Origin of the sequence: Pedobacter planticolens, from assembly GCF_014172375.1 — a bacterium.
Classification (GTDB): domain Bacteria; phylum Bacteroidota; class Bacteroidia; order Sphingobacteriales; family Sphingobacteriaceae; genus Pedobacter; species Pedobacter planticolens.
This window is the reverse complement of record NZ_WNXD01000001.1, coordinates 767,513-792,948: the sequence shown is the minus strand read 5'-3', so window position 1 is coordinate 792,948 and position 25,436 is coordinate 767,513. Positions and strand designations below refer to the sequence as shown.

19 protein-coding genes are annotated in these 25,436 nt (G+C 34.7%); 2 read left to right on the top strand and 17 right to left on the bottom strand.

Going from position 1 to position 25,436, the window contains the following annotated elements; genetic code table 11:
- Position 1: 1 nt before the first annotated feature.
- The 9 genes from GM921_RS03395 to GM921_RS03355 all read right to left on the bottom strand — a co-directional run bounded on the left by GM921_RS03395 (position 2) and on the right by GM921_RS03355 (position 13,928).
- On the bottom strand, positions 2-1,675 hold the full coding sequence (locus GM921_RS03395) for a glycoside hydrolase family 28 protein (protein WP_182921207.1): 1,674 nt from the start codon (positions 1,673-1,675) through the stop codon (positions 2-4).
- Positions 1,676-1,867: 192 nt separating this feature from the next.
- Positions 1,868-3,484, bottom strand: coding sequence for a glycoside hydrolase family 43 protein (locus tag GM921_RS03390; protein WP_182921206.1), 1,617 nt, complete (start codon positions 3,482-3,484; stop codon positions 1,868-1,870).
- Positions 3,485-3,493: 9 nt separating this feature from the next.
- Entirely contained in the window at positions 3,494-4,441 is a 948-nt protein-coding gene (locus GM921_RS03385) for a pectinesterase family protein (protein ID WP_182921205.1), read from the bottom strand.
- Between the two features lie 40 nt (positions 4,442-4,481).
- Complete coding sequence (locus GM921_RS03380) at positions 4,482-5,459, bottom strand: pectinesterase family protein (protein WP_235969768.1); 978 nt, start codon at positions 5,457-5,459, stop codon at positions 4,482-4,484.
- Positions 5,460-5,508: 49 nt separating this feature from the next.
- Complete coding sequence (locus GM921_RS03375) at positions 5,509-6,282, bottom strand: rhamnogalacturonan acetylesterase (protein ID WP_182921203.1); 774 nt, start codon at positions 6,280-6,282, stop codon at positions 5,509-5,511.
- A gap of 48 nt (positions 6,283-6,330) precedes the next feature.
- Positions 6,331-7,077, bottom strand: coding sequence for a rhamnogalacturonan acetylesterase (locus tag GM921_RS03370; protein WP_235969767.1), 747 nt, complete (start codon positions 7,075-7,077; stop codon positions 6,331-6,333).
- A 61-nt stretch (positions 7,078-7,138) separates the two neighbouring features.
- Positions 7,139-8,818 carry a DUF4957 domain-containing protein gene (locus tag GM921_RS03365; RefSeq protein WP_182921202.1) on the bottom strand — a complete coding sequence of 560 codons (1,680 nt, stop codon included), beginning with the start codon at positions 8,816-8,818 and terminating at the stop codon, positions 7,139-7,141.
- 11 nt (positions 8,819-8,829) lie between these two features.
- Positions 8,830-10,674, bottom strand: a complete 1,845-nt coding sequence (locus GM921_RS03360; RefSeq protein WP_182921201.1) for a RagB/SusD family nutrient uptake outer membrane protein — start codon at positions 10,672-10,674, stop codon at positions 8,830-8,832.
- 20 nt (positions 10,675-10,694) lie between these two features.
- The gene (locus GM921_RS03355) at positions 10,695-13,928 is read right to left on the bottom strand and encodes a SusC/RagA family TonB-linked outer membrane protein (protein ID WP_182921200.1); all 3,234 of its coding nucleotides are present in this window, start codon (positions 13,926-13,928) and stop codon (positions 10,695-10,697) included.
- 234 nt (positions 13,929-14,162) lie between these two features.
- On the opposite strand from GM921_RS03355, the gene GM921_RS03350 reads away from it, so the two are divergent.
- Positions 14,163-15,179 carry a LacI family DNA-binding transcriptional regulator gene (locus GM921_RS03350; protein WP_182921199.1) on the top strand — a complete coding sequence of 339 codons (1,017 nt, stop codon included), beginning with the start codon at positions 14,163-14,165 and terminating at the stop codon, positions 15,177-15,179.
- A gap of 6 nt (positions 15,180-15,185) precedes the next feature.
- Here the strand turns inward: GM921_RS03350 and GM921_RS03345 are convergent, their stop codons facing one another.
- The 3 genes from GM921_RS03345 to GM921_RS03335 all read right to left on the bottom strand — a co-directional run bounded on the left by GM921_RS03345 (position 15,186) and on the right by GM921_RS03335 (position 16,827).
- The gene (locus tag GM921_RS03345) at positions 15,186-15,416 is read right to left on the bottom strand and encodes a hypothetical protein (protein WP_182921198.1); all 231 of its coding nucleotides are present in this window, start codon (positions 15,414-15,416) and stop codon (positions 15,186-15,188) included.
- A gap of 105 nt (positions 15,417-15,521) precedes the next feature.
- Positions 15,522-15,950 (bottom strand): nuclear transport factor 2 family protein, encoded by a 429-nt coding sequence (locus tag GM921_RS03340; protein WP_182921197.1) that lies wholly within the window; start codon positions 15,948-15,950, stop codon positions 15,522-15,524.
- A 448-nt stretch (positions 15,951-16,398) separates the two neighbouring features.
- Positions 16,399-16,827 (bottom strand): response regulator, encoded by a 429-nt coding sequence (locus GM921_RS03335; RefSeq protein ID WP_182921196.1) that lies wholly within the window; start codon positions 16,825-16,827, stop codon positions 16,399-16,401.
- A 495-nt stretch (positions 16,828-17,322) separates the two neighbouring features.
- Between GM921_RS03335 and GM921_RS03330 the strand changes: the two genes are divergently transcribed.
- The gene (locus GM921_RS03330; RefSeq protein WP_182921194.1) at positions 17,323-17,559 is read left to right on the top strand and encodes a hypothetical protein; all 237 of its coding nucleotides are present in this window, start codon (positions 17,323-17,325) and stop codon (positions 17,557-17,559) included.
- Positions 17,560-17,683: 124 nt separating this feature from the next.
- Here GM921_RS03330 and GM921_RS03325 read toward each other — a convergent pair whose 3' ends face one another.
- From GM921_RS03325 to GM921_RS03305, 5 genes are all read right to left on the bottom strand, one after another.
- The gene (locus GM921_RS03325) at positions 17,684-18,586 is read right to left on the bottom strand and encodes an alkaline phosphatase family protein (protein ID WP_182921193.1); all 903 of its coding nucleotides are present in this window, start codon (positions 18,584-18,586) and stop codon (positions 17,684-17,686) included.
- 176 nt (positions 18,587-18,762) lie between these two features.
- Positions 18,763-19,827: a phosphotransferase enzyme family protein gene (locus GM921_RS03320; protein WP_182921192.1), complete on the bottom strand. Its 1,065-nt coding sequence runs from the start codon at positions 19,825-19,827 to the stop codon at positions 18,763-18,765.
- 120 nt (positions 19,828-19,947) lie between these two features.
- Positions 19,948-21,624, bottom strand: coding sequence for a LamG-like jellyroll fold domain-containing protein (locus GM921_RS03315; RefSeq protein ID WP_182921191.1), 1,677 nt, complete (start codon positions 21,622-21,624; stop codon positions 19,948-19,950).
- A 25-nt stretch (positions 21,625-21,649) separates the two neighbouring features.
- Positions 21,650-23,623, bottom strand: a complete 1,974-nt coding sequence (locus GM921_RS03310) for a M60 family metallopeptidase (protein ID WP_182921190.1) — start codon at positions 23,621-23,623, stop codon at positions 21,650-21,652.
- Positions 23,624-23,631: 8 nt separating this feature from the next.
- Positions 23,632-25,422, bottom strand: coding sequence for a DUF4983 domain-containing protein (locus GM921_RS03305; protein ID WP_182921189.1), 1,791 nt, complete (start codon positions 25,420-25,422; stop codon positions 23,632-23,634).
- Between the last annotated feature and the right edge of the window lie 14 nt (positions 25,423-25,436).

The window sequence follows — 25,436 nt, the reverse complement described above, 5'->3', positions numbered from 1 at the left end:
ACTATTTGTTAATCTGTACTGATTTTTCTGTTGCTCCTGCTAAAAATTCGGTTTTATTCGTCGCTTTTGAAGCATCTAAGCCTGAAGTTTTAATAGCGCTGTTTCTATCTCCGCTAATGCGGAAAAGTAATTGTGCTGTATTATAATTTATAGTCGTAAAGTTGATATTATTTCCATTTTGGATATTAATTAATGGATTTGCTTTATCAACTACTAAATTTATTTGACTTAAACTTATGTTTTTAGCTTCCTGAATATCAATGCCTTCCGTAGCTTTAACACTAAAATTATCAATGGTGATGTTGCTAATGCTCAATTCTGGTAAACCTCTAATAAAAATTGCTTTCGCAGCGCCATCACACACCATATTACTGATGTGAAAATCTTTAAAAACAGGAGTTTCTTCAGTTACAGGCAATAATTGAATTTTAGGCGCATCTCTTTTCTCACCAGTTAAAGGTACAGGATCTACCGCAGCGTAATACATATCAAACAAAACTGCTTCACCCACAATATCTTTCATATTGATATTTTTAACGAAGATTTTCTCTACTACTCCACCTCTACCGCGAGTTGTTTTAAAGCGAAGACCGATATCGGTTCCAATAAATGAACAATCGGATACAAAGATATTTCTCGCTCCTCCAGACATTTCACTTCCAATTACAAATCCACCATGTGCGTGATAAACTGTGCTATTGCGAATAATTACATTTTCGGTGGGCATTCCTCGTTTTCTACCTGCAGCATCACGACCAGATTTAATGCAAATTCCATCATCGCCTACATCAAAAGTACTTCCTTCAATCAATACATTTTTACACGATTCGATATCAATTCCATCCCCATTTTGTGCATACCAAGGGTTTTTAACATATACATTTCTAACGGTTAAATCTTCACACATTAGTGGATGAAGATTCCAAGCAGGTGAGTTTTGAAAAGTAACTCCTTCTAGTAATATTTTTTTGCAGGAAGTAAGCACCAATAAATTTGGACGTAAAAAATCTTTAATTGATGTATAAAATTCTGGCGTTTTATCTGAAGTAATTTCTCCTGGGTTTTTCAATTTAGCACCATTAAAGGTTTTTTCTGAAGGATACCACGTTTTTTTATCCTCGCTTGTTAGACCACCAGATGCTGTTAATTTTTTCCACTGACTTTCGGTTAGTTTATCTTTTTTAACCATACGCCAAGCCTCACCAGCACCATCAATAATTCCGAAACCTGTAATGGCAATGTTTTGTTGGTTTGTAGCCCATAAAGGCGATTGATTTCGCATTTGCGGCAAACCTTCCCAATTACTGGCTACTAACGGGTATTGATCAAAATCTTTAGTAAACTGAAGAATGGCATTTTTTTGGAGATGTAAATTTACATTGCTTTTTAATTCAATCGGACCACTTAACCATAATCCTTTTGGAATTAAAACTACACCTCCACCTTTTTTATTGCAAGCGATAATAGCATCATTAATAGCTTTCGTATTTAAAGTTAAACCATCGCTTTTAGCACCATATTTTACAATAGTAAACGTATCTGTTTTAAATGAAGTTTTAGCAATAACTGGAAGATTATCAAATGAATAAATGGTTTTAACACCCGATTGGGCATTAGCAAAAAATGAGGCATTAAATATGAGGAAAGCGAAGATAGTGTAACCTATTTTTTTCATGTTCGTAACTACAATTTATATTGGTTTATGGGCTTTATACTAACAAGTCTACATAGTTTTAAACAGGAATAAAACAAAATGACTGAAAATAACTATGCAATCGTTACCGTTTCTTGAGTTTTAAGTTATACGTAGTAAGTTGTACGTCTGGAGTATTAGTAAACGAACTTATAACCTAAAACTTACAACTTATTACTTCTCTATTCTAAACCAGTCAAAATCTGCATAACCAGCATCGTTAGTTTGTTGTTCTCTAACGCAGAATAAGCCAACTTTAGCGCCTATCCATTTACCAGGTTCAGCCTGAAAAACATCATTTATATTAGTGAATTTATCTCCATCCAAACTATAACTGAACTGACATTTCGCTCCTTCACTTACCGTTACGCTCAAATAAATAGTTGAAGAATTTAATTTAATTAATGTTTCTTCTTTCTCTAGCTTACCTTTATCTGCTGCTTTGCAAGTAGTGTAAACCAAATAAAGTCCCTCTTTTTTGCTTTTAACAGCTAGATTAGCATAACTTAAACCAGCTACAATTAATCCAGCTTTTTCATTTTCGAGTTTGATATTTGGTGCGAAAGTTAATTTTGTAACTGCTGTAAATTTTTCTGTCGGGAATTTCTGTAAAAGTAAATTAGGTACTTCCCAATAATTTTTAGCGCTATCAGGAATTTTAACGGAATACAATCGCAACGAACCTTTTGCTGGATTTAAAAAAGACCAAGTAGCAGAAGGATTAGCTTGCCATTGCCATTGTAAACCTAAATTTACGTCATTAAATTCATCACTTTCTGCTGGTGTACTTATTGCCACAGGTTTTGTAATTGATGGTTTTTTATACGTTAAAACTGGCTCACCAATTCCATCACCATCTGCATCAATACCAATTACAGGCCAGTTATTTATCCATTTCATAGGCTGTAAATGCACAACTCTACCATATGCATTTTTATCTTGAAAATGCAAAAACCAATCTTCGCCTGATGGCGTATTAACCCAAGCACCTTGATGTGGGCCGTTTATTGGAGATTTCCCTTGATCCATGACTACTTTGCGCTCATACGGACCGTACATATTTTTTGAACGTAATACCAATTGCCAGCCAGTGCTTACTCCGCCAGCAGGTGCAAAAATGTAGTAGAAACCATTACGTTTATAAAATTTAGGGCCTTCAAGTGTTGGATCTAATTCATGTCCATCATATACCAATTTACCCTCCTCAATCACTTTATCACCTGCAGTATTCATTTTCTTAACAACGATAATACTTTTAATTCCTGCTCTACTGCCTGCGTAAGCATGAACTAAATACACTTTTCCATCTTCATCCCAAAGTGGACAAGGATCTATTAAACCTTTTCCTGCTTCCACTAAAATAGGTTCAGACCATGGCCCTGCAGCATTTTTAGCCTTGGTTAAGTAAATTCCAAAATCTGGATCAGGATAATAGATATAAAATTCTCCATTGTGGAAACGGATTGCAGGTGCCCAAACTCCATTGCCATGTTGGGTTTTAGCAAAATGCTCAAAAGGTGGTTGCCTTTTTAGGGCATGGCCGATGATTGTCCAGTTTACTAAATCTTTAGAATGCAAAATTGGCAACCCCGGAACAGCATCAAAACTAGAAGCTACCAAATAGAAATCATCACCAACTCGTACTGCATCTGGATCTGAATAATCTACATCCAATACTGGGTTTTTATACTTTCCATTGCCTAAATCTGGCACCCAAGTTTTTGAAATTGTGTTTTGAGCACTAACAATTAGTGTAGAACAAGTGATTAAAATGGTGATTAATTTCTTCATTTATTAAAATTACTTAACAGGAATCCAAGCTATATTTCCTTTAAAAATATTTGCTAACGTATATTGTTTTGCTTCTTTTTTAGTGAGCTGTTTAGACCAACTTACTCTACTTTCTTTCACAAAACCAGGCCCGAAAGAGCCGTATTCTGCGTAAAAAGTAGTTTCGTGATTTTTATTCTCATTCCAAACATGCCATCCCTCTGGTAAAATATGAGCGCCCATTTCAGTGCGGATAAAAACCGTTTTTGCATACGGTCTCCAAGGTCTACCCAGATATACCTTTTGAAACGCTGGATCAGCTGTAAGTTTACAATCTAAAAACACAAAACCAAACGGTTGAGCTTGCGTAGTTGATGCCGCTGTGATGTACGAATTTTTCTTGCTATGAATATGGCAACGTTCAAAAACTACAGTTGCAGCACCAAATATAAAATCGGTTGTACCCTCAATGTAACAATCCACATAATATTGCCTGCTGGTATCTGCAGATGGGAAAAGTGTATCCTGATTACCTAAAATTTTACAGTTTTTAATCACAACACGATCTGCTTCCACATGTAATGCTACAGCTTGCCCGACTGGACCGGCAGAATTTTCGAATGTTATATTTTCTGCTTTAAAATCATTTCCTTGTACTAAAACAGTATGAGATGTGTACGTATTAATTCCATTTTTTCCAGAATAATCATCGAAAGTGATGATGGTTTGGTCTTTGTTTTCGCCAATTAATGAAATTTTAGATTTTTGAGATGGAATAACTAGTTTCTCCTTATAAACTCCATTTTTAATATAAATTGGCACTTGTACATCCGACAAATCTCGTACTGCATTTACCGCTTCTTGAATGGTTTTAAAATCGCCGCTACCATCTTTTGCCACTGTAAAAGATTTAGGATAAGTTTGCGCATTGGCGGATAATGTAATGAAGAGGAAAAATATAAAAATGTATGTTTTCATGTGTAATAATTTTTGCCGCAGATTGGCAGATTATTTAATATCATTTTTTAATCTGCGCATCAGCGGCCATCTCTTTAGGATTCCAACCGTTAAAAATCTTATCTAACGTATATTCTCGTACTGTAATCTCATTTAATTGATGCGACCAAGCTACACGAGCTTTAGGATTTGCACCAGATCCTGTACTATTATATTCCGCATAAAAAGCAGTTTTTTCATTGCTTTCTTTCCCCCAATTGTCCCAGCCCTCTGCTTTAATTATTTTACCCAAATCACAATTGATAAAAACAGCTTTCGCGTATGGACGCCAAGGCCTGCCTAAATAATAGGAATTTGCTGGAACATCGCCTAAAATTTTACTATTTAGAAAAACATATCCATATTTCGAGGTATCTGGTGATGATGATGCAGTAATATAACCTGCACTTTTACAGAATATTTCGCACTCATCAAACACAGCGGTGGATGAACCGAAAATAAAATCTACCGTACCTTCTATATAACATTTGTAATAATATTGTCGACTAGCATAACCATAGGTATACAAAGTATCCTGGAAACCTAACATTCTACAATTGATAAACTTGGCTTTATCTCCAGCTACAAATAAGGCAACTGCTTGTCCGACAGGGCCAGCCGTGTTTTGAAAAGTTATATTTTCTGCTGAGAATTGTGAACCATAAATATAAAAACTCGCAGAGCCAGATGTTCCTTTCTCTTCACCAAAAGCATTTTTTCGTTGTGCCCAATCATCAAATGTTAAAATGGTTTTTTCTGCACTTTCACCAATCATTTTAACGAATTGTTTAGAAGCAGAAAGATTTAATTTCTCTTTATAAACTCCATTCTTAATAAAAATAGTAGTGGTTACTTTTCTAAAGTCGGGTACTGCATTAATCGCTTCCTGAACTGTTTTGTAATTTCCAGTTCCATCCTGTGCAACAGTAATATCGTATTGAGACTTAAGATATGAGATGTGAGATGTGAGACTAGCCGCACTCGCAATTGAGCAATTCAACAATATAACAATTGAACAATAAAACAATATCAACAACCCTCTTTTCATACTATAATTTTTTCATCGCACTAAAAACCAACTGAGCGACTGCAATAGCTCCTTCTTTCTGAAAATGTGTATTGTCTTTTTGCCCATCAGGATAACCCGGATAAAGTCCTTTATCAAAGTTCATGAAATATTTTGAGGTTACATATGCCTGCCCTTTCACTGTAAATGCATCGATAGAAAGTTGTGTTAAATCTATCAGTTTTACATTTAATTCTTTTGCTACTTCTTTCGCAGCATTTGGATATTCGCCATGCACATTACTCAATTTTCCATCTTTCCAAGGATAATTTCTATTTACAGGAGTAATGATGATGGGAATTGCGCCTTTCTCTCTTGTTTGGTTTACATACAACCTTAAATATTCTTTGTACCCTGTAATGTTTACATAACGTTCAGGTTTATCTACCGCAGCATCATTATGTCCAAATTGCATCATTACAATATCGTCTTTTTTCAAGGTTTTATAGACTTCCGCCCAACGACCTTCTTCAAAAAAAGTACGTGTACTTCTTCCGCCTTTGGCTTTATCTATAATTAATACACTATCTGAGTGGATGATATTTTTAACTTTTACTAAGCTATCTTTTCTAAAAAAGGATTGAAAAACTTGTCCCCAACCATTTAAAGGAAATTTCTTTTCTAAGTAACCAGAATCTAAAGTGTAATCTGCTACTGTAGAATCTCCTATTAAAAAGATATTAACTGGTTTTTTAGCTGGTTGAAAAGCGAAAAGTGCAATAAGCGAAATGATTGATAATTTAAGAAGTGCTTTCATTAATATATAGTATTATTAGATTCTTCGCTAACGCTCTGAATGACAATATTATTTTTTGATAAGATGTTTAGCCAAATCCGTTTTAATTTCTTTAATTCCTTCGGCAACCAAACCAGCTACAACTTTTGCTCCATCTGGACTTAAATGCGTATCGTCTTTTTTTCCTGTCGGATAATTCACATGACCAGAATCTACATAATTGAATAGTTTTTTTGAAGGTTCATCGCCTAAGCCAGTCAATAGTTTTTCTGTTTTGCGTTGCATGTCAATTAGTGGAATATGCAATGAATCTGCCAGTTTTCGCACTACATCTGGATAACCTTTATGCGTATCTGTTAAAACTCCATTTTTAAAATTACGACGAGCAATTGGTGTTAGTAAAATCGGATTTGCTTTTTTCGCCTGAGTTTCTTGAATGTATTTAATCAAGTTGGTTTTAAATTCGATTAGTGATGTTCCAACTTCAGGTTTCTCTATCTTTTCGTCGTTATGACCAAACTCGATTAGTACAAAATCACCTTCTTTTAAGGTCGTTAAAATGGCTTCCCATCTTTTTTCATTGATAAAAGATTTGGTACTTCTTCCATTTAAAGCTCTATTATCTACTTTAACTTCCAAATCAAAAAAGGGTTGTAATTCCATTCCCCATCCAGTTTCTGGGAAAGCCTTTGGTTGTTTATTGGCCGCCGTAGAATCGCCAATAATGTACACTGTGATTTTCTCTTTCTTCCACACTGTGAAAGATAGTAAGGTAAATACCAAAATTAAGGATAAGTAACTAATTCTTCTTCGCATCTGCATAAAATTAAATAATGAAAAAGACGAAGCCAAAACCTCGTCTTTTTCGTCTACTATTTTAATAAGTCCATCTTGGATCTCCGATGGCAATACTTGTATTACTTGCGGTTCTTAATGGTGAACCAACTGGCAATTGAAATGCTGGTGGAACACTTGCAGCCGTCCAACCTAAATCTATTGCCTGATTAGCAGTTAAGGCCACCGTAGCTGGAAAAGTTAATGCTGTAGTTCCAGTACTATATAGACCAAACATATTAGTATAAGAAATAGTTGTGGTTACTCCTGCCCCAGATGAACGCAATGCTGCTGCTACAACTGTTCCAGATTTTGGTGTGTTAGCTACAATACTGTTGGTTAAGGTAAAGTTAACTGGGTTTGCATTTGCATCTAAAAGTGCATATTTAGCATTCCCGCCAAATCCATTAAAGGTAGAGTAGCTAATATTTATTGATGGAACAACTGCACCAGCATAAGTTGTACTTGCAGTAAATAAACCAGGACCAGCATTATAAAAGGTTGATTTAGTAATATTTATCGCAGTAAATTCCATTTTATTTACATGGAAAGTATAATATGCTGAAGAACCATTTGATCCCATATCATAAACGATTGAATTGTTAACCGTAATGTTTCCAATTTTAAAATCTCTAGCTGCTGAGCCTCTATCACCACGTAAAAATGAAGTAGTAGAATTATGTACAATACAATTATCAACCACAACATTAGTGAAAGTTGCAGCAGAACCATTTGCGGCTTGAGAACCAATAAAGTTCAAGAAATATAATGATGATGCAGCTGCACCGTCAAATTCAATACCTGATAACGTTACACCTGCACCAGTTCCTTCAATATCAATTTCTTTAAAGTTAACTTTTGTATCTGTCGGAGTTCCCGATGTAGATTTTAGGGTAATAGTTTTCTGAGTAATAAATGTATTTGTTGATGTAGCCGCATAAGTTCCTGGACTTAACCCAATTACAGCTCCATTTGCTGCAGCGGCGATAGTTGCATTCAAATCATCTGCTGGAGTAATAATTTTAGTATACGAAGTTGCAGGCAATGTGGTAACACTCAAAATTCCTTTGCTTTTTGTACCGTTAAATAATTCAGCCGAATAGGTTATTCCGCCAGTTAATCCAGTTATTGCTTTTAAACCAGTTGAAACTCCATTTATTATTCCGCCAGCAGTTAAATCTGAGGCAGACAAAGTAGCTGTAATTGCCGTACCGGTTGTTGGCGTTAACACAATACTACTTAATCCTGTTTCTCCAACAAAACGTAAAGAAACTGAAGTTTCTCTTACCTCTGCATCACGAACTGGCAAAAACAATTGTATACCTGTTAAACTAAAAGTTGAACTGACAATATATTTAGATTCAGGTTGATCTTCAAACGCATTTGCTTTTATACGAGCATAATATGGAGTTCTAACTGCAAGGTTATCATCTGTAACGGTAATACCAGCAGTATCTACAACTTTTGTATAGGCGACGGTTGCAAAACTTGCATCTTTAGAAAAATCAACGGTATATTTTAATGCTTTTCCTGTTGCAAAAAGAGGAACTGCCCATTTTATTTTTGCAGAAGTTTGACCAGACTCTATTTTTATATCACTCGCCTTAAATAAACGAGGCGGATCTAGTGTTACTTCTTCATTCTTTTTACAAGCTGTAATTAGCAGTATTGCTGCAAATAACAGCACTAAGTTTTTGCTTGTTTGATTAAAAATCGATTTCATATCTAATATTTTTAATTTATATAACCAAAGTTTTGTGTCATGTTCGTGTTTTCATTCAAAACCGTTTTTGGGTACGGGAATAATTCCTTTTTATTTGCTTCAAAGTAATACGCAAAACCTGTAGAAATACTTGTAATTTGATTATCGGTTGATAATGATTTTCTCCAATTTTTAACAGTATAACCTGTTGGCGCAGTTGATGAGTTTAAACCTGGCGAGAATAATACCACATTTGGTACACCACCATATAAATCCATACTGGCAACTTCAGCTACGCTTGGTGTTAAGTTGTAGGTAGACTCTTTCGAGTACACATAGTTAGGCACATTTGTATAAGCACCTGTTCCATCAATTAATTGTTGAAGTTTAACTCGTGTTTCTGCAAATTTGCTACTAATTAAGTTCCAGCGAATTAAATCGTATTTTCTAACTCCTTCGCCACCAAATTCTAATAATCTTTCTTTCACAATCGCATCAAAAAAGCCAGCTTTATCAGTTGGAATAATTGGCAAGTCGGTAAAACCAGCATAAGCACGTTTTTGAACTTCTCCTAAAGACTTAATAGCTAATGCAGATGGTCCATTTCCAATTTCATTATCAGCTTCTGCATACATTAGCAACACATCTGCGAAGCGTAAAATTGGCCAGTTAATTGCAAAGTTTTGTGATGATGATTTTCCGTCAAACGAAGTCCATGATTTTCTGAACTTAGCATCAGTAAAATTGTTTAACGTATTAATTGATTTTTTAGAAGTTGCCGTGATTTCGAAAATGCCTAAGGTCACATCTCTACGACAATCTTTAGTTTGATCAAACTCATAAAAATAAGTCGGAATAGCATTCAAACCGCCACCACCAGTTCCATAGGTTGATGCAGCATTAAATCTAATTCCATTATAATAACCTAACTTACTATCGGTTGATGCATTACTTCCAAAAGCTGCAACTTCAAACATCAACTCATGCGCATCATCCAAACGTGTACCATGTAAAGTTTTAAAAATGTTTTCATACACCGGATTTAAGTCATGTTGTCCACGATTATCCATAATATCCTTACACTCATCTTTTGCAATTTGATAGAATTTTAAATAATCAGCATTTCTGCTCATAGTACGTGTAGCAGATCTTAAAGAGTAACCTCCTCTTGCCAAAGCAATTCTGGCTCTTAACCCTTTAATTGCTCCTTTCGTAAAACGGAAACTTCCATATTCTAAAATTTCACTTCTCCATGGCACTAAATCTTCAGCTATTTTAAGGTCTGCAATAATCTGGTCGTAAGTTCCATCTCTATCGGCATTACCAGGAAAAAGTGTTTCTGCAAAAGCAGCAGGTGTAAAACGTTGAGGTACATCGCCCCAATTACGAATTAACTCATAGTAAAATTGAGCTCTCAATGCTAATGCTTCACCATAATAGCGTTTCATTGTTGCTTGTTCTGTAGCAGAACCGCTGGTATAAATTTTTGAAACCGGAATGTATTTGATACAAATATTTGCTCTTTCTATTCCTGCATATAATTGTGCAAAAGGATTAATTAAATCTGAATTATCAGTACTCGCACCATACATGCTCAATCCACGTCTATCTGCCGAACCATAACTACCTGATGTTCTAAAATCATCGGCCGTAACACCAAATAAAGTAGAGATACGACTACCATAGCCATTATCGCCAATCATTTTATTATAAACACCTATTATTGCCGAGTTGGTATAGGTTGTACTTTCAAAAACTACATCTTCTGATGATGAGGATGGCGTTTCGAAATCTAAGAACTTTTTACAAGAAGGGGTAATTATCATTGCTCCAATAGCCAAAACTAAAAAAGCAGCGTTTTTAAATTTAAGTTTCATTTCCTTTTAAAGTTAAATGATTAAAATATCATGTTAATACCAGCCAACATGTATCTGCTACGCGGATATGCTGCATAATCAATGCCTGGCGTTAATGGGTTTGATCTACGTGTATTTGCTTCCGGATCGTAACCTGTGTAACCTGTAATGGTGTATAAATTGTTTACCGTTGCGTACACTCTCAATTTAGAGATGAATTTAGAGCGTTTTACAAAATTGGTTGGTAAATTATAGCCTAAGGTTACATTGTTGATGCGTAAGTACGAACCGTTTTCAATTGCATAAGAAGTTAATGCATAATTACCAGTAGTTGGTGTCCATAAGGTGGTATTCGCATTCATTGCAGTTAATGTTGCCGGATCTGTTACTTTAACTCCATTGGCGTCAAAGTTTCTCCATCTATTATTCATGGTGGCTAGCAAATTGTTGTCTTTAACATTGTATTGAGATGAAAACTCAACTGTGTTCGCATTGTATACTTTATTACCAACAGAAAAGTTCATGAATACAGTAAAATCGAAGTTTTTATAGGTAAATGAGTTGTTAAAACCTCCAGTAAATTTAGGTTGCGATGTTCCTAAAACAGTTTTATCATCATCACCAATCATCATGCTAGCTCCGCTTGATAATTTTTTAACTTTCATATCTCCAGGTTGAGGGTTTTTATTACCCAATAATGCATAGCTGTTTGCCACATCTGGTTTTAAAGTATAGGTATATGCCAAAGTTGTTGTATTTTGTGTAGTAGTAAAATCATCAACAGTATATCTTCCATCTGATACAAAACCGTAGAACTGACCAACTGGTTTACCTACTTGAACCAAGAAATCGGCTAAACTATTAACCCAACCAGATTGTACTACATATGATTGAACATTGTTTTGTAATTGCAAAATCTTGTTTTTGTTGAAAGACATATTAAAACCCGCATTATAACTGAAATCTTGAGTTTTAGCCACAACTGCATTTAACTGAAATTCGATACCTCTATTTTGCGTTTTACCAATATTTTGTTGTTGATAAATTGATCCGTTAATTGATGGAATATTTGCCAAAAGCAATAAATCTTTAGTACGGTTATCGTATAAATCCAATGCAATTGATACTCTATTTTTCAGTAATTCGATATCAAAACCTAAGTTGGCAGATATGTTTTTCTCCCAAGTAATATCTTTGTTTGCTAACGTAGTAGAATTTGTAATCAATCCTGTAGTTACAGAACCATCACTTGCTGCATAACCGCCTGCTGTTGAGTTAGCCGAGAAAAGAGATCTATATAAATCTTGAGGGATTCTGTTATTACCTGCCATACCATAACTAGCACGAACTTTAAAACTACTTAACCAATCCCATTTTAAATCTTTAATAAACTCTTCTTCCGAAGCTCTCCAGGCTAATTGTGCTGATGGAAAATCTCCCCATCTTTTACCTTCTGCAAATAATGATGAACCATCTCTACGGTAATTTAACGTAGCTAAATATTTCCCTTTATACGAGTAAGATGCTCTGGCAAAGAACGATAACTGACGAGTACCTGCAACTGCAGATGTTGGTTTATCTTGTACTGAACCAACTGGTGGTTCAGCTTTTTGAATACTTGCAAATGCTTCATCCGCAGTAATATTCATCGGAAACCATTTCACAGTACTGCTATTTGATTTTAAATCTAACTGATTTAACTCCTGTCCTACCAATAAATCTACGATGTGATCTTGACCGATATTTGGTTTATAATTAATCACGTTCGTATTAATAAAGGTTGTGCCGCTCGAATTATCTAACGTAATAGCTGGTAAACCTGCGTTATTTCTTGCTAATCCACTTAATGGACCATTAAAACCATTTGTTTTTCTATCTATAAAATTCAAACCTACGGTTGATTTAATACTTAAGTTATTCAAAATTTGAAAACTCAAATAACCGCTGGTGATTAAATCATTACGATAATCGTATTTTAACTCTTGGTGAGCCAATGAAATTGGATTTGATAATTGAGTTGTTAAATAATCAGCATCAAACAAATCGCCCGAATCGCCACCACCAGAATAAGGTTGATAACGAACTGAATTTCTTAAACGGTTAGTACCTTGAGAACCTGTACTTGTTGTTCCAACTCCATCTACACGTTGGCGGCTGTAACGAGCATTTATACCTGTGCGAAATTTATCGGAAATTTTATGATCAAAACGAAACGATGCAAAACTACGACGATAACCAGATTCAAGCATAATACCATCCTCTGCTGTATTATTTGCGGTAAAATTATAGGTTGTTGTTTTTGTTCCTCCAGATAAACTTAAAACTTGTGTATTCGAAAATGCTTGGCGACCAAAAACTTTATCTTGCCAATCTATATTTGGAATATTTTTATAGATTTCTAAATCCTCAAAAGTTCCATATCTTTTCGCAAAAGCATCTTTTACATCTTGTGCAGTATTGTTATTATAGAGTTCGTATTGATAAGTAACATACTCAAATGGGTTCATTACTTTCAATTCGTTCACAATTTGTCTAACTCCTGCAAAAGCATCAAACGATACAACTGTTTTACCGTCTCTACCACTTTTAGTCGTGATAATTACCACTCCATTTGCACCACGACTACCATAAATTGAGGTAGAAGCCACATCTTTTAATACATCAATCGATTGAATTTCATTTGGAGATAAAATTGATAATGCATTTTCTACTTGAATTCCATCAACAATGTACAATGGTGAGTTATCGCCAGTTAAAGAACTTCCGCCCCTTACTCTAATTTGAATTTCGGCACCTGGACTACCTTCTGTTGTCGTAGCGGTTACACCTGCCAATTTACCTGCTAAGGCTTGTGCTGCTGTACCTACCGGGAAATCTGCTAAATCTTTTGCCGTAACTGATGATACAGAACCCGTTAATGCTTCTTTTCTAACAGTTCCATAACCAATGTTAACAGTAACTTCATCCAACATCGTTGAATTTTCTTCTAAAACAGCATTAATCTGGTTTTTCGTACCAACTTCAACTTCATAGTCGGTAAAACCTATAGATTTAAAAACCAAAACAATGGTTCCAGAAGAAGGGATGGTTAATTTGTAAACACCATTTGCATCGGTACTTGTTGCAACTTTTGTTCCTTTGATGGTAACTCCAACGCCTGGAATGGTTGCGCCAGTAGCTTTTTCGGTTACCTTACCTGTAATTTGTCTAGTTTGTGCTTTAGCTATATTTATTCCCATAGCAAGCACACAAAAGAGCAGTAAAAATTTTTTCATACAATTAGGTTATATTTTGGTTGTTTATGGGCGACGTATAAAGTCTTCCATTAACAAGTCTACATTGTTTTTTTTATAAAGCATAACAGTACAGGACACTAAATCTGTGCAATCGTTCCCGACAACGTTGCCAAAAATTCAATCTAAAAAGTTATATTTAAAACCATAAAGAAATAGCAGTATTATTAACTTAGCTTTTTATTTCCCATTCCATTCAAAATATAGTGTTAAACCATGTTTGAGCCCGTTACCATAAAAGATATAGCCAAGGCCTTAGGCCTATCCACCTCTACTGTTTCAAGAGCATTAAGAGATACACATGAAATAAGCGCTGCTACCAAAAAAATTGTTTTAGAATACGCTAAAGAGATAAATTATCAGCCAAATCCAATTGCATTAAGTTTAAAAGAACGCCGCAGTAAATCTATTGGAGTTGTGGTAAGTGAAGTAGCCAATAGCTATTTTTCTCAAGCAATTAACGGCATCGAATCTATTGCATATGATCGTGGTTATCACGTTATTCTTACTCAAACACACGAGTCTTATGATCGGGAAGTAATTAACGTTCAGCATTTAGCTTCAAGATCTGTAGATGGACTTTTAGTTTCCTTATCTTCTCAAACCAACGACATTTCGCACCTTAGTTATTTACATGAAAAAGGTTTACCTATAGTTTTTTTCGATCGCGTAGCGGATGAAATTGAAACGCATAAAGTAATTGCTAATAATGAGAAAGGTGCATTTGAAGCAACTAATCATCTTATAAAATCGGGTTATAAACGTATCGCTCACTTAACAAGTTCTACTCAATTATCTATTAGTATTGAGCGTTTAAAAGGATATGAAGGAGCTTTAAAAGCGAATAATATTGAAGTTAATCCAGCTTATATTAAACATTGTCCACATGGTGGGATGATTTACGAAGAAACTGAAAATGCGATTAAAGAATTGATGGCTTTAGATGAAAAACCAGATGCCATTTTTGTAGCGGGTGATAGATTAAGTACTGGATGTTTAAGTGTTTTTAAAAACCTAAAAATAAGCGTTCCAAATGATATGGCTATTGCTGGTTTTAGCAATTCTGATGTACTGGATTTGTTTAATCCATCATTAACTTCAGTTCGACAACCAGCTTTTGAAATCGGTCAGTTAGCTACACAAATGCTTTTACAATTAATTGAAGCCAAATATCCTGTTGAAGAATTTGAGAAAAAGATATTAGATACCAATTTGTTTGTACGAAATAGTTAAATAAGTTTATCCTATTTCAAAACCACTCGCTAACTGTTGTAATTCTTCTTCAGAAATTAACTTGGGATTATTGTATTGTTTTTCCAACATAGACAACGCTACTTTGATGTGCCCTGTGGTTGTATTAATTAAACACTCACCATTATCTATGGTGGCAGAGATGTACTTTCCAATTCCTCTATTGATATCAGAAAACCTAAGTACTAATTCGTGGAATATAAACACTGGATAATTCATGCGTTAAAAGTAAAACGCCAATGTTAAGTCTATATGAAATTAACGTTATTTTTTGTTAACATTAACTTAACATTAAAATTGATTTATCCAATGATAATTTAAAGATTAAGGCAATTTATAAGCCTGTCTTCCAAGCAATTTCCATTCCTTACCTTGTTTTTGCCACACTAAAAGGATTCCTAAATGCACTTCTCCAGGTTTGCCACCATCATTAGTTTTTGCATGCAACTCATGACGAACCAATGCGGTTTTGTCTGTAACTTTTACAGTTTGGTTTTTATATTCTATAGTTACAAAGTCTGATGCACCACTAGCAATTGCTTCCACAAAAGCCGCTTTATCTTGGAGTTTACCACTAGAATGGCCATAGCTTAGATCTGTTGCAGCAACATTTTCTAAAGCAGTTCTTTCGCCACTAATTAATGCCAAACGCATATTTTCTACTGCTACCAAAACATCTTTTTCATCTTTAGTTTGAGCTTTAACCATAACATTTACGCTTGCTAATAAAAGGAGAAGGATATATTTTTTCATTGTATATATTAAATAGAATTTTCACCAATATACAGGTTTTAAGAACATTTTAAAAAATACCAGAAATTATAAATTAGGATCAAACAAAAAAGTTGAAGTTATAATTTGTAATTAAACCCCATCTACTCCATTTTTACTAATTGACAATGGTATACCTTAATCGCACCATTTAATAGCTGCTTTATATCTAGTTTATCCTTAACTCAGGTTTGCCATGTAGTACGGTCGGGGTTTAGTCGCACTTGGTTCGGATACAATTGTCACAAGTCCGAACTAACCCCGAACCAACCCCGTCTAAAGGCCGTTTTAACAATTACCATTTTACGGCTATTTAGGATCAGTAAATTTATATTTAATAGACTTTTACACTAAAATTTTTCAATAAAAAAACCCCTTAGGAATAAGGGGTTTTCTACAAAAAATTATGAGGAGATTAACTTAAAAAATTCTATATAATTGGTGCAAAAGCATTTTTATCTAAGGGTTTTAAAATAAGTTTGGATACATCTGGGTGTGCTTGAATATGTTCAATATCTGATTGTATTTCTGAAGCTGTAAGTACCACAATACGACATATACTTTTTACTTCTTCTGAAAACTCTTTAAATCTTTCCAAAAAACCCAAACCATTCAATCCTGGCATATCCAAATCAAGCACGATTAGCGATGGCAGTACTGAAGGATTATATTGGTGTTTATAAAGATATTCAAGCGCCTCAGTTGCGCTCTCCATTACCATTATTTCTCCATTAGTATTGATATTCTTCAACACATGCGCTGTAATCATCTGGTCTATGAGGTTATCATCTACCACCATTATCTTATTCCTTTGCTCCATCAATACTAGCGTTGCTCCTTTTTGGTTTAAATTCTTCACTAAATACTACCAACGCCTTCCGTGTGATACAAACAAAACAAAAGCCATATTATTTTCTGTTAAAACCCGAATAAAATGAGGTCTACTTTTAGTGCATAATTTGATAGTGTACTCTCGAAACAAAGATTTTAACTAGTGTAGGTATTTTTAGAGGTAAATTCTACTCTTCACCTCTGAAACAGGCAAGTAGAATTATTTCCCCATAACGGGGTGGTTTTCCCTAAATTGGGGAAATATATCCCGTTTTACTAAAAAACATATAAGCTTTAGCTTTCACCTCAGGCTAAGAAATATTTTCCCCATTATTCCCCGATTTTACCTATTCCCCAAAAATTTATTCCTCATTCTATTTCATTGGTTTATTCCCCGTTTTATAAAATTATATGGCTAAACATCTAATTTATAGGTTTTAATCTCAAAAAAGATAGTTAACGATACGCATAAAAGATATGGCATTGGTATTGCCTAATGATATATAGTATTAATAAATCTCTAATGAAATACCTAAGGTTTATATTTTTCAGTTTTGTTGTTTTGATTTTAGCTGTTACAGCAGGGTCAAGCCATAAAGTAGCTAACACTTTATCAATTAAAAATAAAACAGCACCTGCTGTAGAGGTTAAAGATGAGGCCGTTTATCAAAACAAAAACTTGCCTTTACATGGCGATGTTTGGTTTGCATTTGCAGCAATAGGCGCTATTAGTACTTACTTAGCTTTTAAAAGAAAATAGTTTCTTTGGTTTATGCATTGCATTTAAGATGTTTAAACAAATTAATGTTCTCTCTAAAATATATAAACAACAAAGCCAATCAAAAGATTGGCTTTGTTGTTTATATTCCGATATAATCTCCTCTTTATTTAAATATTCCTTTTAGTAATGCGCCTGTCCAGAAATCTGGGATATCCTTCACTCCAAAAAGTTTAGTTAAAACCAATGAGGTATTTTTATTACTATTAGGTTCTGTAATTAACCCCATTTTTTTAATCTGTGGTCCAGTGATAGCCCAAGGCACTTGCATTTCATTCATAGATACACCACCATGACCTTTGTTAATTCCACCGTGATCTGTGATTAACAAAAAATGAGTGCCTTTATATAAGCCTTCAGCTTTAAGTTTATCCAATAATGCGCCTATTGCAGTATCCGCTTCTTCTATTGCCTTAATATATGGATCTGACATCCAACCAAAGCCATGACCAGCATGATCTGTATGTACACTATATAAAAAAACTAATGTTGGGTTCTTCTGATTTTTTACCAAAAAATCATTGGCTTTAGCATAGTTTGCTCTGTAATCATCTTTCTCCTCAAAAGAAACCTCATCTAAATATTTTTGGTTGATGGGATTAATTAACTCTTTCCAATTGTAATAATAAGCAGTTTTTACGTTAGGGACTTTTTCTTTCAGCACTTTAAAAATAGAAGGATAATAACCCTCTTGATCGGTAGCGATAGAAGTTAAAGGATGTTTTGCCAAAGTCCAATCGTTACTAGTGATACCATGCTCTTCTGGACCAGAACCCGTTAAATGACTAGTCCAATTTGGCAAAGTAACAGATGGCATTACAGGGCGTGTAGTTAATGACAATACACCGTCTGCAAACAATTTATCTAAATTAGGATGCTTTGCTGTTTTAAATCCTTCTGCACTAAATCCATCAAGACCAATGATTAGCACCCTAGTAGGTGTTTTTTGCGCTATTGCAGAGAATGATATAGCTACTAAAATTAGTGTTTTTATAAAAATGGTTTTCATATTTAGAAAAAATTAAACTTCGTAAAAAATCTATTCATACAAACTTAGTTTAACCTAGCCTGCATTCATCAAAACTACTTGGTTTCTGATACTATTGCTTTGCACTATTTGGCAACTGTTTACCATATATTAACCTATTTGATTTAGCTGAAATAAATAATCATTCAAATAGTGTTTTATATTACTGCTGGGCGCTCTTGGAAAATGGTTTTAAAAATAGGTTCTGCTGCTAAATAAGATTTCAACAGTTGGATTTGATTTTTTGCTCTAACTAAATTATGATCAGCATAGGCAGTATGATAGTAAATATCGTCGTTTAAGAAATCTGTTAAAAACCGTAGTGCCTGCATGTAAATCATAAACTTACCACTAAAAATAAATTGCTCCTTTTCCGATTCTGATAATGCCTCACCCATTTCTTCCATATAACCACGGTAAATAGCAAAAAACATTTCTTCTCTCACTGCTACTTTTGTTAAATCCTTTTCTTCTTCATTCGCTTCAGATAAGTAAGTTCTCATCATATCTCCAACATCACTAATATAATAGCCAGGCATTACAGTATCTAAATCTATTACACAAAGCCCCTCTCCTGTTTGCTGATTAACCAGCACATTGTTAATCTTTGTATCGTGATGAACTACTCTTTCTTTAAGCTTTCCATTTTGAATAAGTTCTTGGTATTTTGTTGCGATATGATCAAGTTTTGTCAACTCATCTATCTCTGCAGTAGCTTGTTTTAAACGATCTGGGTTTGCATTTTTCAATGCGCTTATAAATTGCTCTACACGAAGTGGAAGATTATGAAAATCGACAAGTGTATATTTCAGTTTAGTCGTATCAAATCCATCTAATTCTTTAGCAAATTGACCAAATTGCTTTGCAGCTTGATATGCTTCTTCTGGATATTTCACATAATCTGCCGACTTAGAGTTTTTGATAAAAGGGAATATCCGATAATATCCTTCATTAACCACCACCATTGTTTCATTTTTTAGATTCGGCAATGGCGATACAAATAAATAATCTGGCGCATATTGATCCAGAAATTTTCTCAGTTCTAAAAGGTTTTTATCTATATGAGCTGGTTCCTTAAAAACATTTGTATTTATTTTCTGTAACAGATAGTCGTTTTCAGTGCCTGAAACTTTCCAGGTATAATTAATAAGTCCAGAGCCATGCAGCTCTATTTTATAATCTTCGAATTGCAAACCATAGCTAGCTAAGATTTCTTGAAACATATTATTTTTTAGTGTAGTGTAGTGTAGTAAAAACGTGTGGTTGAGCAAACAGTTATTAAGATTACGTTAAACCCTTTGCCACCAAAGGCGACAAAGGGAGTAAACAACCAATTAAAACTATTATTTTAAGAACTCGATTTCAAATTGATTTAAGAAAGGGCTACCATCAATACCAAATGCTGGCAAAATATCAATGTTTAACCAGTATAACATGGTTGCACCAACGGTGGTAGGTGTTAATACAATTGATTTGCCAGTACTAGTTAAATCTGGTGCTACAGTTGCAGGAACATTAGTACCTAGAGCTGTCCAAGTATAATTCCCTGCTAATACCATATCATATCCCATACTAGGTGCTTTATTACCGATAATTCCCTCGCTACCTTCGTCTATTGGCCAATATCCTATCAGATTAGTATAGTTAGGATGTTTGGTAATATCTTTTAAATCTTTATTTGCTGTAATGGTTGTAGCGTCTAAGGCTACATTAAAAATTTCTAAGTTAGCTGCATGAAAATCTGTTGTACCACTTGTGGTACCTCTAGCTCCTAGTCTCAATAATTCAGAAGTATTGATGTTTTTTGAAGCACTAACATTATAAGAGCTTTTAAAAACCCCATCAACATAAGCCGAAGCAGTTCTGGTGGTTGCATTTACATATTTCACCGTCATTGTTAATGTATGCCAGCCTGAAGTTAAAGCAACTGCAATTCCTAATTGCTGTTTACCTCCTCCTCCATTATTTACACCACCAAACTCCAAATTCCATTGGTTACCTCCTTCTTGCATCCAAAACCAACCTGTGTAATTTGATGTACTTTTTCCTAAAAACTGAGGATAACTAGCGCTACTGTTAAATTTGGTATCCATTTGCACCGTAAAATCTTTATCGGTACCAAAATCATATAAACCATTATCAACTGGAACTGTTGCATAAACGTTATCGGTTTTAAAGTTGACCGTATTAAAACCAGACTTTTTAATCAATTCTTCCTTTAGGTTTTTTTGTGAAGCAATTAAAAATCCAGCTTTTGGATCATCATTACTTCCACCATGATTAGTTGTTACAATAATTAACCAATCTTCATTAGCGTAACTTTTTCTAGCTTTAATTGCGGCTACAATGTTACCCACATATTCATCAGCTTTTAATACTGCATTTTTATAAACCGTATTACTTGCTACAAAACCACCATTTGCACCTGCTGCTTCTACATCTCTAAAATTAACTACCATAGCACCCAACTGGGTTTTAGTATTTAATATGTTGATAGTCGAATCTTTTACAGCAACATCTGTACTTACTATTGGAGCAAAATCAGCAATGCGTAAATAATTACGAAGATTTGGCCACGGCGTTACAATTGCCGTTTTTAAAGATTTATATTGTAGTATATAATCAAATGCATTTCGGAAAACCCCAGGTGATTCGTGTGAATTTTCTTTGGGTGTAGGTAGGAAATCGTCAGTTTTAATTAGATGTCTAGAATAACTAACCCCGTTAATCATTGATGCCCAAGAAGCCACATCATTAGCTACAGACCCACGAATTACATCATAGGTATATTTTGATGTTTTTCTTAAATCTCCTATAGCTGGTGGTGCAATTGTTTTTAACTCAGCTCCAGTTAAGCCATCAATACTGATTACTATTACTTTTCGCTGTATAGTACTTCTAGTTATTGGCTCTTCGAAAACCGGAGGTGGGTTATCATATTTTTTACAGCTAATAAAACCTGTAACTGTTGTTGTAATCAAAGCACTAAATAGTATCGCTTTTTTATAATTAATTTTCATCTGTTTACAATTTTATCAACTTAATTTATTGTTTAATTACACCTAGTTCTGCCATTGCGGCTAGCGTAGTATTTCCTGTTACCCAACTATTTTTTAATAAAACTTTAATAAAGCGGGGTGCAACAACACCATTAGGAAATAAATACTCATAACGGGCAAAAGCATTAGGAATTTGAGTTGTACCTATACTTGTAAAGTTCACATTATCATCGCTAATCAATATCTCTACATCTTTTACGCGTTGCGCTGTAGAATTTCTAGGGAAGAAATACATTCCTTTTATAGGTGTTCTTACATTCTGACTATAAATAATAGTAAAAGGATAAGATTGTGCTGCAGTTGGCGCTGGCGAGTATTGTGAGTGCCAATAGGTTGTACTATTATTATCTAACATGGCAGCAGGTGAGCCCTCGTTAGATTGTGATGAACTTATCTGTAGAATTGTTGGTACAATGGTAGCAGTACCTCCTGCTTTAGTTAATGGATTATAGGTCCAAACTTGTTTTGTCATTAATGGATATTTAGCTGAAACTTTTGCCACCATTTGCTTACTGATGTTAATACCCCAAGCATCAAAAAACGCAGATAAATCTAATTGTGCAAAGTCTGATAATTTCTCGTAAGTAAAATCATGTTTATCAATATCATTGTATGAAAAACGTTGAGCATGACGTGCTTCTGTATATAATTTAGTCATCCCGCCGTAACCGTAGGTATCAAAAAGTTGTACAAAAGGTGTAATCTTTATAAAAGGACCCGTATCTGTATTATTTATAAGAACATCTGCATCAAAGTTTCTAGAACCTGTAGTAATTGTTGTTGCTGTTGTTGTACTGGTAGTTGCCCATGCAATACCTAATGGAAAACCACTCCTAACTGCTGGATGCAATACGTTATAATCGGCACCTATACGGTTAGCTACTTTAAAACTGAATAAGTTGTTGGTGGTTTCACCTAAAGTACTCCAGCTCCAAACATTAGGTTGTTGACAGTTATGGCCAAATTCATGGTAACTTCCCCATTGACCAACGCTTGTAGTAACATTTTTTAAACTTGTAAATCCTTTAAACCATTCGTTATCATTGGTACCTACAAATGGAATACCCGAGTGACCGTAACCTACTGTTAATTGAATATCTAACACTCCTCTCCATGGTCCTTGTGGGCTTCTATCTACTTGATCGGGTGCATTATCTGATAATCCCATCCATGCATTATAATCCAAATCGAAAACTTCATTCCATTTGGTCATTACAGCTGTTGGATTATTTAATGGTTCGCTTGAGCTGAAAGTAGCTATCACTTTATCTCTTGGTATTAAGAAGATTACGCGTTTGGTTCTAAATTCTAACCAAGGCACATTTGATGCTTTTACTTTAGTTACCCAATCTGCATCGCTGATTTGACCTAAAATAAAATCTGGAGATACTACTGCACCAGAAATAATGAATTTTACAGGTTGTGCAATTGCAAAACTAGCGTGAATATAAATCGTACCTCCGTAGATGTTGCGCATGTAATTTACGCCTGGATATAAGGCTTTTACATTATAAATAATAGGATCACGTAACAAAGGTACTTTACCAGATAAATTATCTGTATGGCCACCAATTTGCATACTTAAACCATTTACACCTGCAGGTACAATAATTTTAATTAACTCTCCAGGAGCTGCATAGTAACCTGTACTGTACTGAGGTTCTGGTGCTGCTTGTATACGTAAGGTAGTTGCGGTTTGATTCTCAAAATTCAAATCTAAAGTAAACTCTTTATTTTGTACACGAGGTTCGGTTTGATCTACCAAACCTGGGAACAAACGAGCTTTAGCATATCCTGAGCGATCGATGTTCAGCATATTGGTATCTACTGTTACATCAGCTTTGTTGCCTGAAGCATCATCATAACCATCGGGTACTTCTATGCCGTATTTTTTACAGGCAGCTATACTGAATACGATTGCAATAATCGTGGTTAATTTTATAAATGTTTTTGTGTTCATAGCTTTATTTAGTTATTGCGAACGTCTGTGTATAATAATTTCCAAATTTTACCATCTAAGTTCCAAGTAGCAGGAGGAGCTACGCCCATCCATTGATAAATTTGCATTGGAATATCTACGTTATTGATGACTACAGCATAAGCTGCATCGCTAACAGGAGGACTTAAATTTGGTGAGCTATCTAAGAAGCTAGTCCAGTTTTCTGAAGGTGAGAACTTTAAATTTGGTGCTTTACCAGATTTATCTGCACCAGTAAGGCCAGAACCCTCTGTAAGTGGCCAATAGCCCATTAAATTTGCATAATTAGGATCTGTTGGCAATACTTCCGTTTTACGCATATAGCTTGTTATTGTTGCGTCTGGCATGGCTACATTATACATGGCTACTTCTCTAATTAATACATTTACTGCACCAACTGTAGATTCACTAGTAGGAATATTACCTACCGTAAATGGTGTAGTAGAGCTCATATTGGCAGTATACGTACCATTACCACTAGTTAAAGGCCCACCAGCCAATTTACCATCTTGAAATCCTTTTACGTATCTACTTCCATTTTCTGTATAGATTTTTACAGCTATAGTATGCCATAAACCATCTCTAAAGGTTCTGGTAGCACCGGCAGGCGCACCACCCATTTGTTGGGTCCCATTTGCTTTAAAGTTCCAATCACTTCCGTTAGTGAAAATTACCCAGCCCGGGCTATTTTGTTGAAAATTTAACTCCTTACCAATAATTGGAGGATATCCACCAACCGACGCATGATCTGCTCTTACTTTAAATATCAACGTATAATCGCCAGTTGTACCAAAATTACCAATAGTGGTATTGTTATCTGCAGCTAGTACATTACGTGTTGTAGCTGTACTTACCAATCTTGGTGCAAAACCAGAAAATGGAATGGTATTTACATCAGGTTTAGGAACAAATTGTTGAGTAAATTTAGGGTTATAGAATATGGTAAAGGTATTTTTCGCTCCTTCTCCAAATGCTCCTAAATCCGAATCGCCAGGTGCTGGAGTTATATAGCCACCTTTGTTAGATGCAATAACCACCAACCAATCTTCTTTGCTAAAACCTGCACGAGCTTGTAAAGCAGTAATGATATTGCCTATATAAGTATCAATTTGTGTAATGGCGGTTGTATACGGTACAGAACTATCTGTGTAGCCATTGGCTGCTCCTGCTTCGTCAGCACTATGGAACTGAGCTACCACGATACCTGCATCGTCTCTTTTTAACTCTTCTACTACTGCGTCTTTAACTTTAACATCACTATTTTGCGCATCAACTTTAGCAGTTGCATCAACAGCTAAATTTGTATTAAATGCATTTGTAGCAGCAATAGAAACTGTACGAAGATTAGGTGATTGTTGTTTTAAACGTGTAAATAAGGTTGGAAAAGCAGTCAGTTGATTATTTGCAAAATCATCTGTTAAAACTTTATGTTTAGCGCTTGTTACGCCAGTTAATGAGTTTGCCCAACCATTACCATTATTTACTGCTGTAGATTTAGGATCTAGTAAACCATCGAAAGTATAAATAGACTTTCTAACGATTTGCGTAATATTTGGCGGGCTTAAAGTTTTTACTGCATTGCCTCTTACTCCATCTAAAATAATGTAAAGTACCTTGCGCTTTCCTTCTTTAAGGTTTGTAGTATCATTTGGATACCCTTCTCTTAAGGTATTTGGAAAGTCTTTATTACAAGAAGAGATAAACAATAGTACCAATAACAGGCTCATAAAACCTAAGCTATTAATCACTATTAATTGTTGCTTTCTATTTAGTGTTTTCATATCAAATATTTTTA

What these genes read in the sequence shown, in the direction of transcription:
- GM921_RS03365 (WP_182921202.1), bottom strand. Translation starts at nt 8,818, where the DNA reads ATGAAATCGATTTTTAATCAAACAAGCAAAAACTTAGTGCTGTTATTT.
- GM921_RS03305 (WP_182921189.1), bottom strand. Translation starts at nt 25,422, where the DNA reads ATGAAAACACTAAATAGAAAGCAACAATTAATAGTGATTAATAGCTTA.
- GM921_RS03375 (WP_182921203.1), bottom strand. Translation starts at nt 6,282, where the DNA reads ATGAAAGCACTTCTTAAATTATCAATCATTTCGCTTATTGCACTTTTC.
- GM921_RS03340 (WP_182921197.1), bottom strand. Translation starts at nt 15,950, where the DNA reads ATGAAAAAATATATCCTTCTCCTTTTATTAGCAAGCGTAAATGTTATG.
- GM921_RS03360 (WP_182921201.1), bottom strand. Translation starts at nt 10,674, where the DNA reads ATGAAACTTAAATTTAAAAACGCTGCTTTTTTAGTTTTGGCTATTGGA.
- GM921_RS03355 (WP_182921200.1), bottom strand. Translation starts at nt 13,928, where the DNA reads ATGAAAAAATTTTTACTGCTCTTTTGTGTGCTTGCTATGGGAATAAAT.
- GM921_RS03320 (WP_182921192.1), bottom strand. Translation starts at nt 19,827, where the DNA reads ATGTTTCAAGAAATCTTAGCTAGCTATGGTTTGCAATTCGAAGATTAT.
- GM921_RS03395 (WP_182921207.1), bottom strand. Translation starts at nt 1,675, where the DNA reads ATGAAAAAAATAGGTTACACTATCTTCGCTTTCCTCATATTTAATGCC.
- GM921_RS03315 (WP_182921191.1), bottom strand. Translation starts at nt 21,624, where the DNA reads ATGAAAATTAATTATAAAAAAGCGATACTATTTAGTGCTTTGATTACA.
- GM921_RS03350 (WP_182921199.1), top strand. Translation starts at nt 14,163, where the DNA reads ATGTTTGAGCCCGTTACCATAAAAGATATAGCCAAGGCCTTAGGCCTA.
- GM921_RS03385 (WP_182921205.1), bottom strand. Translation starts at nt 4,441, where the DNA reads ATGAAAACATACATTTTTATATTTTTCCTCTTCATTACATTATCCGCC.
- GM921_RS03325 (WP_182921193.1), bottom strand. Translation starts at nt 18,586, where the DNA reads ATGAAAACCATTTTTATAAAAACACTAATTTTAGTAGCTATATCATTC.
- GM921_RS03330 (WP_182921194.1), top strand. Translation starts at nt 17,323, where the DNA reads ATGAAATACCTAAGGTTTATATTTTTCAGTTTTGTTGTTTTGATTTTA.
- GM921_RS03370 (WP_235969767.1), bottom strand. Translation starts at nt 7,077, where the DNA reads ATGCGAAGAAGAATTAGTTACTTATCCTTAATTTTGGTATTTACCTTA.
- GM921_RS03345 (WP_182921198.1), bottom strand. Translation starts at nt 15,416, where the DNA reads ATGAATTATCCAGTGTTTATATTCCACGAATTAGTACTTAGGTTTTCT.
- GM921_RS03390 (WP_182921206.1), bottom strand. Translation starts at nt 3,484, where the DNA reads ATGAAGAAATTAATCACCATTTTAATCACTTGTTCTACACTAATTGTT.
- GM921_RS03310 (WP_182921190.1), bottom strand. Translation starts at nt 23,623, where the DNA reads ATGAACACAAAAACATTTATAAAATTAACCACGATTATTGCAATCGTA.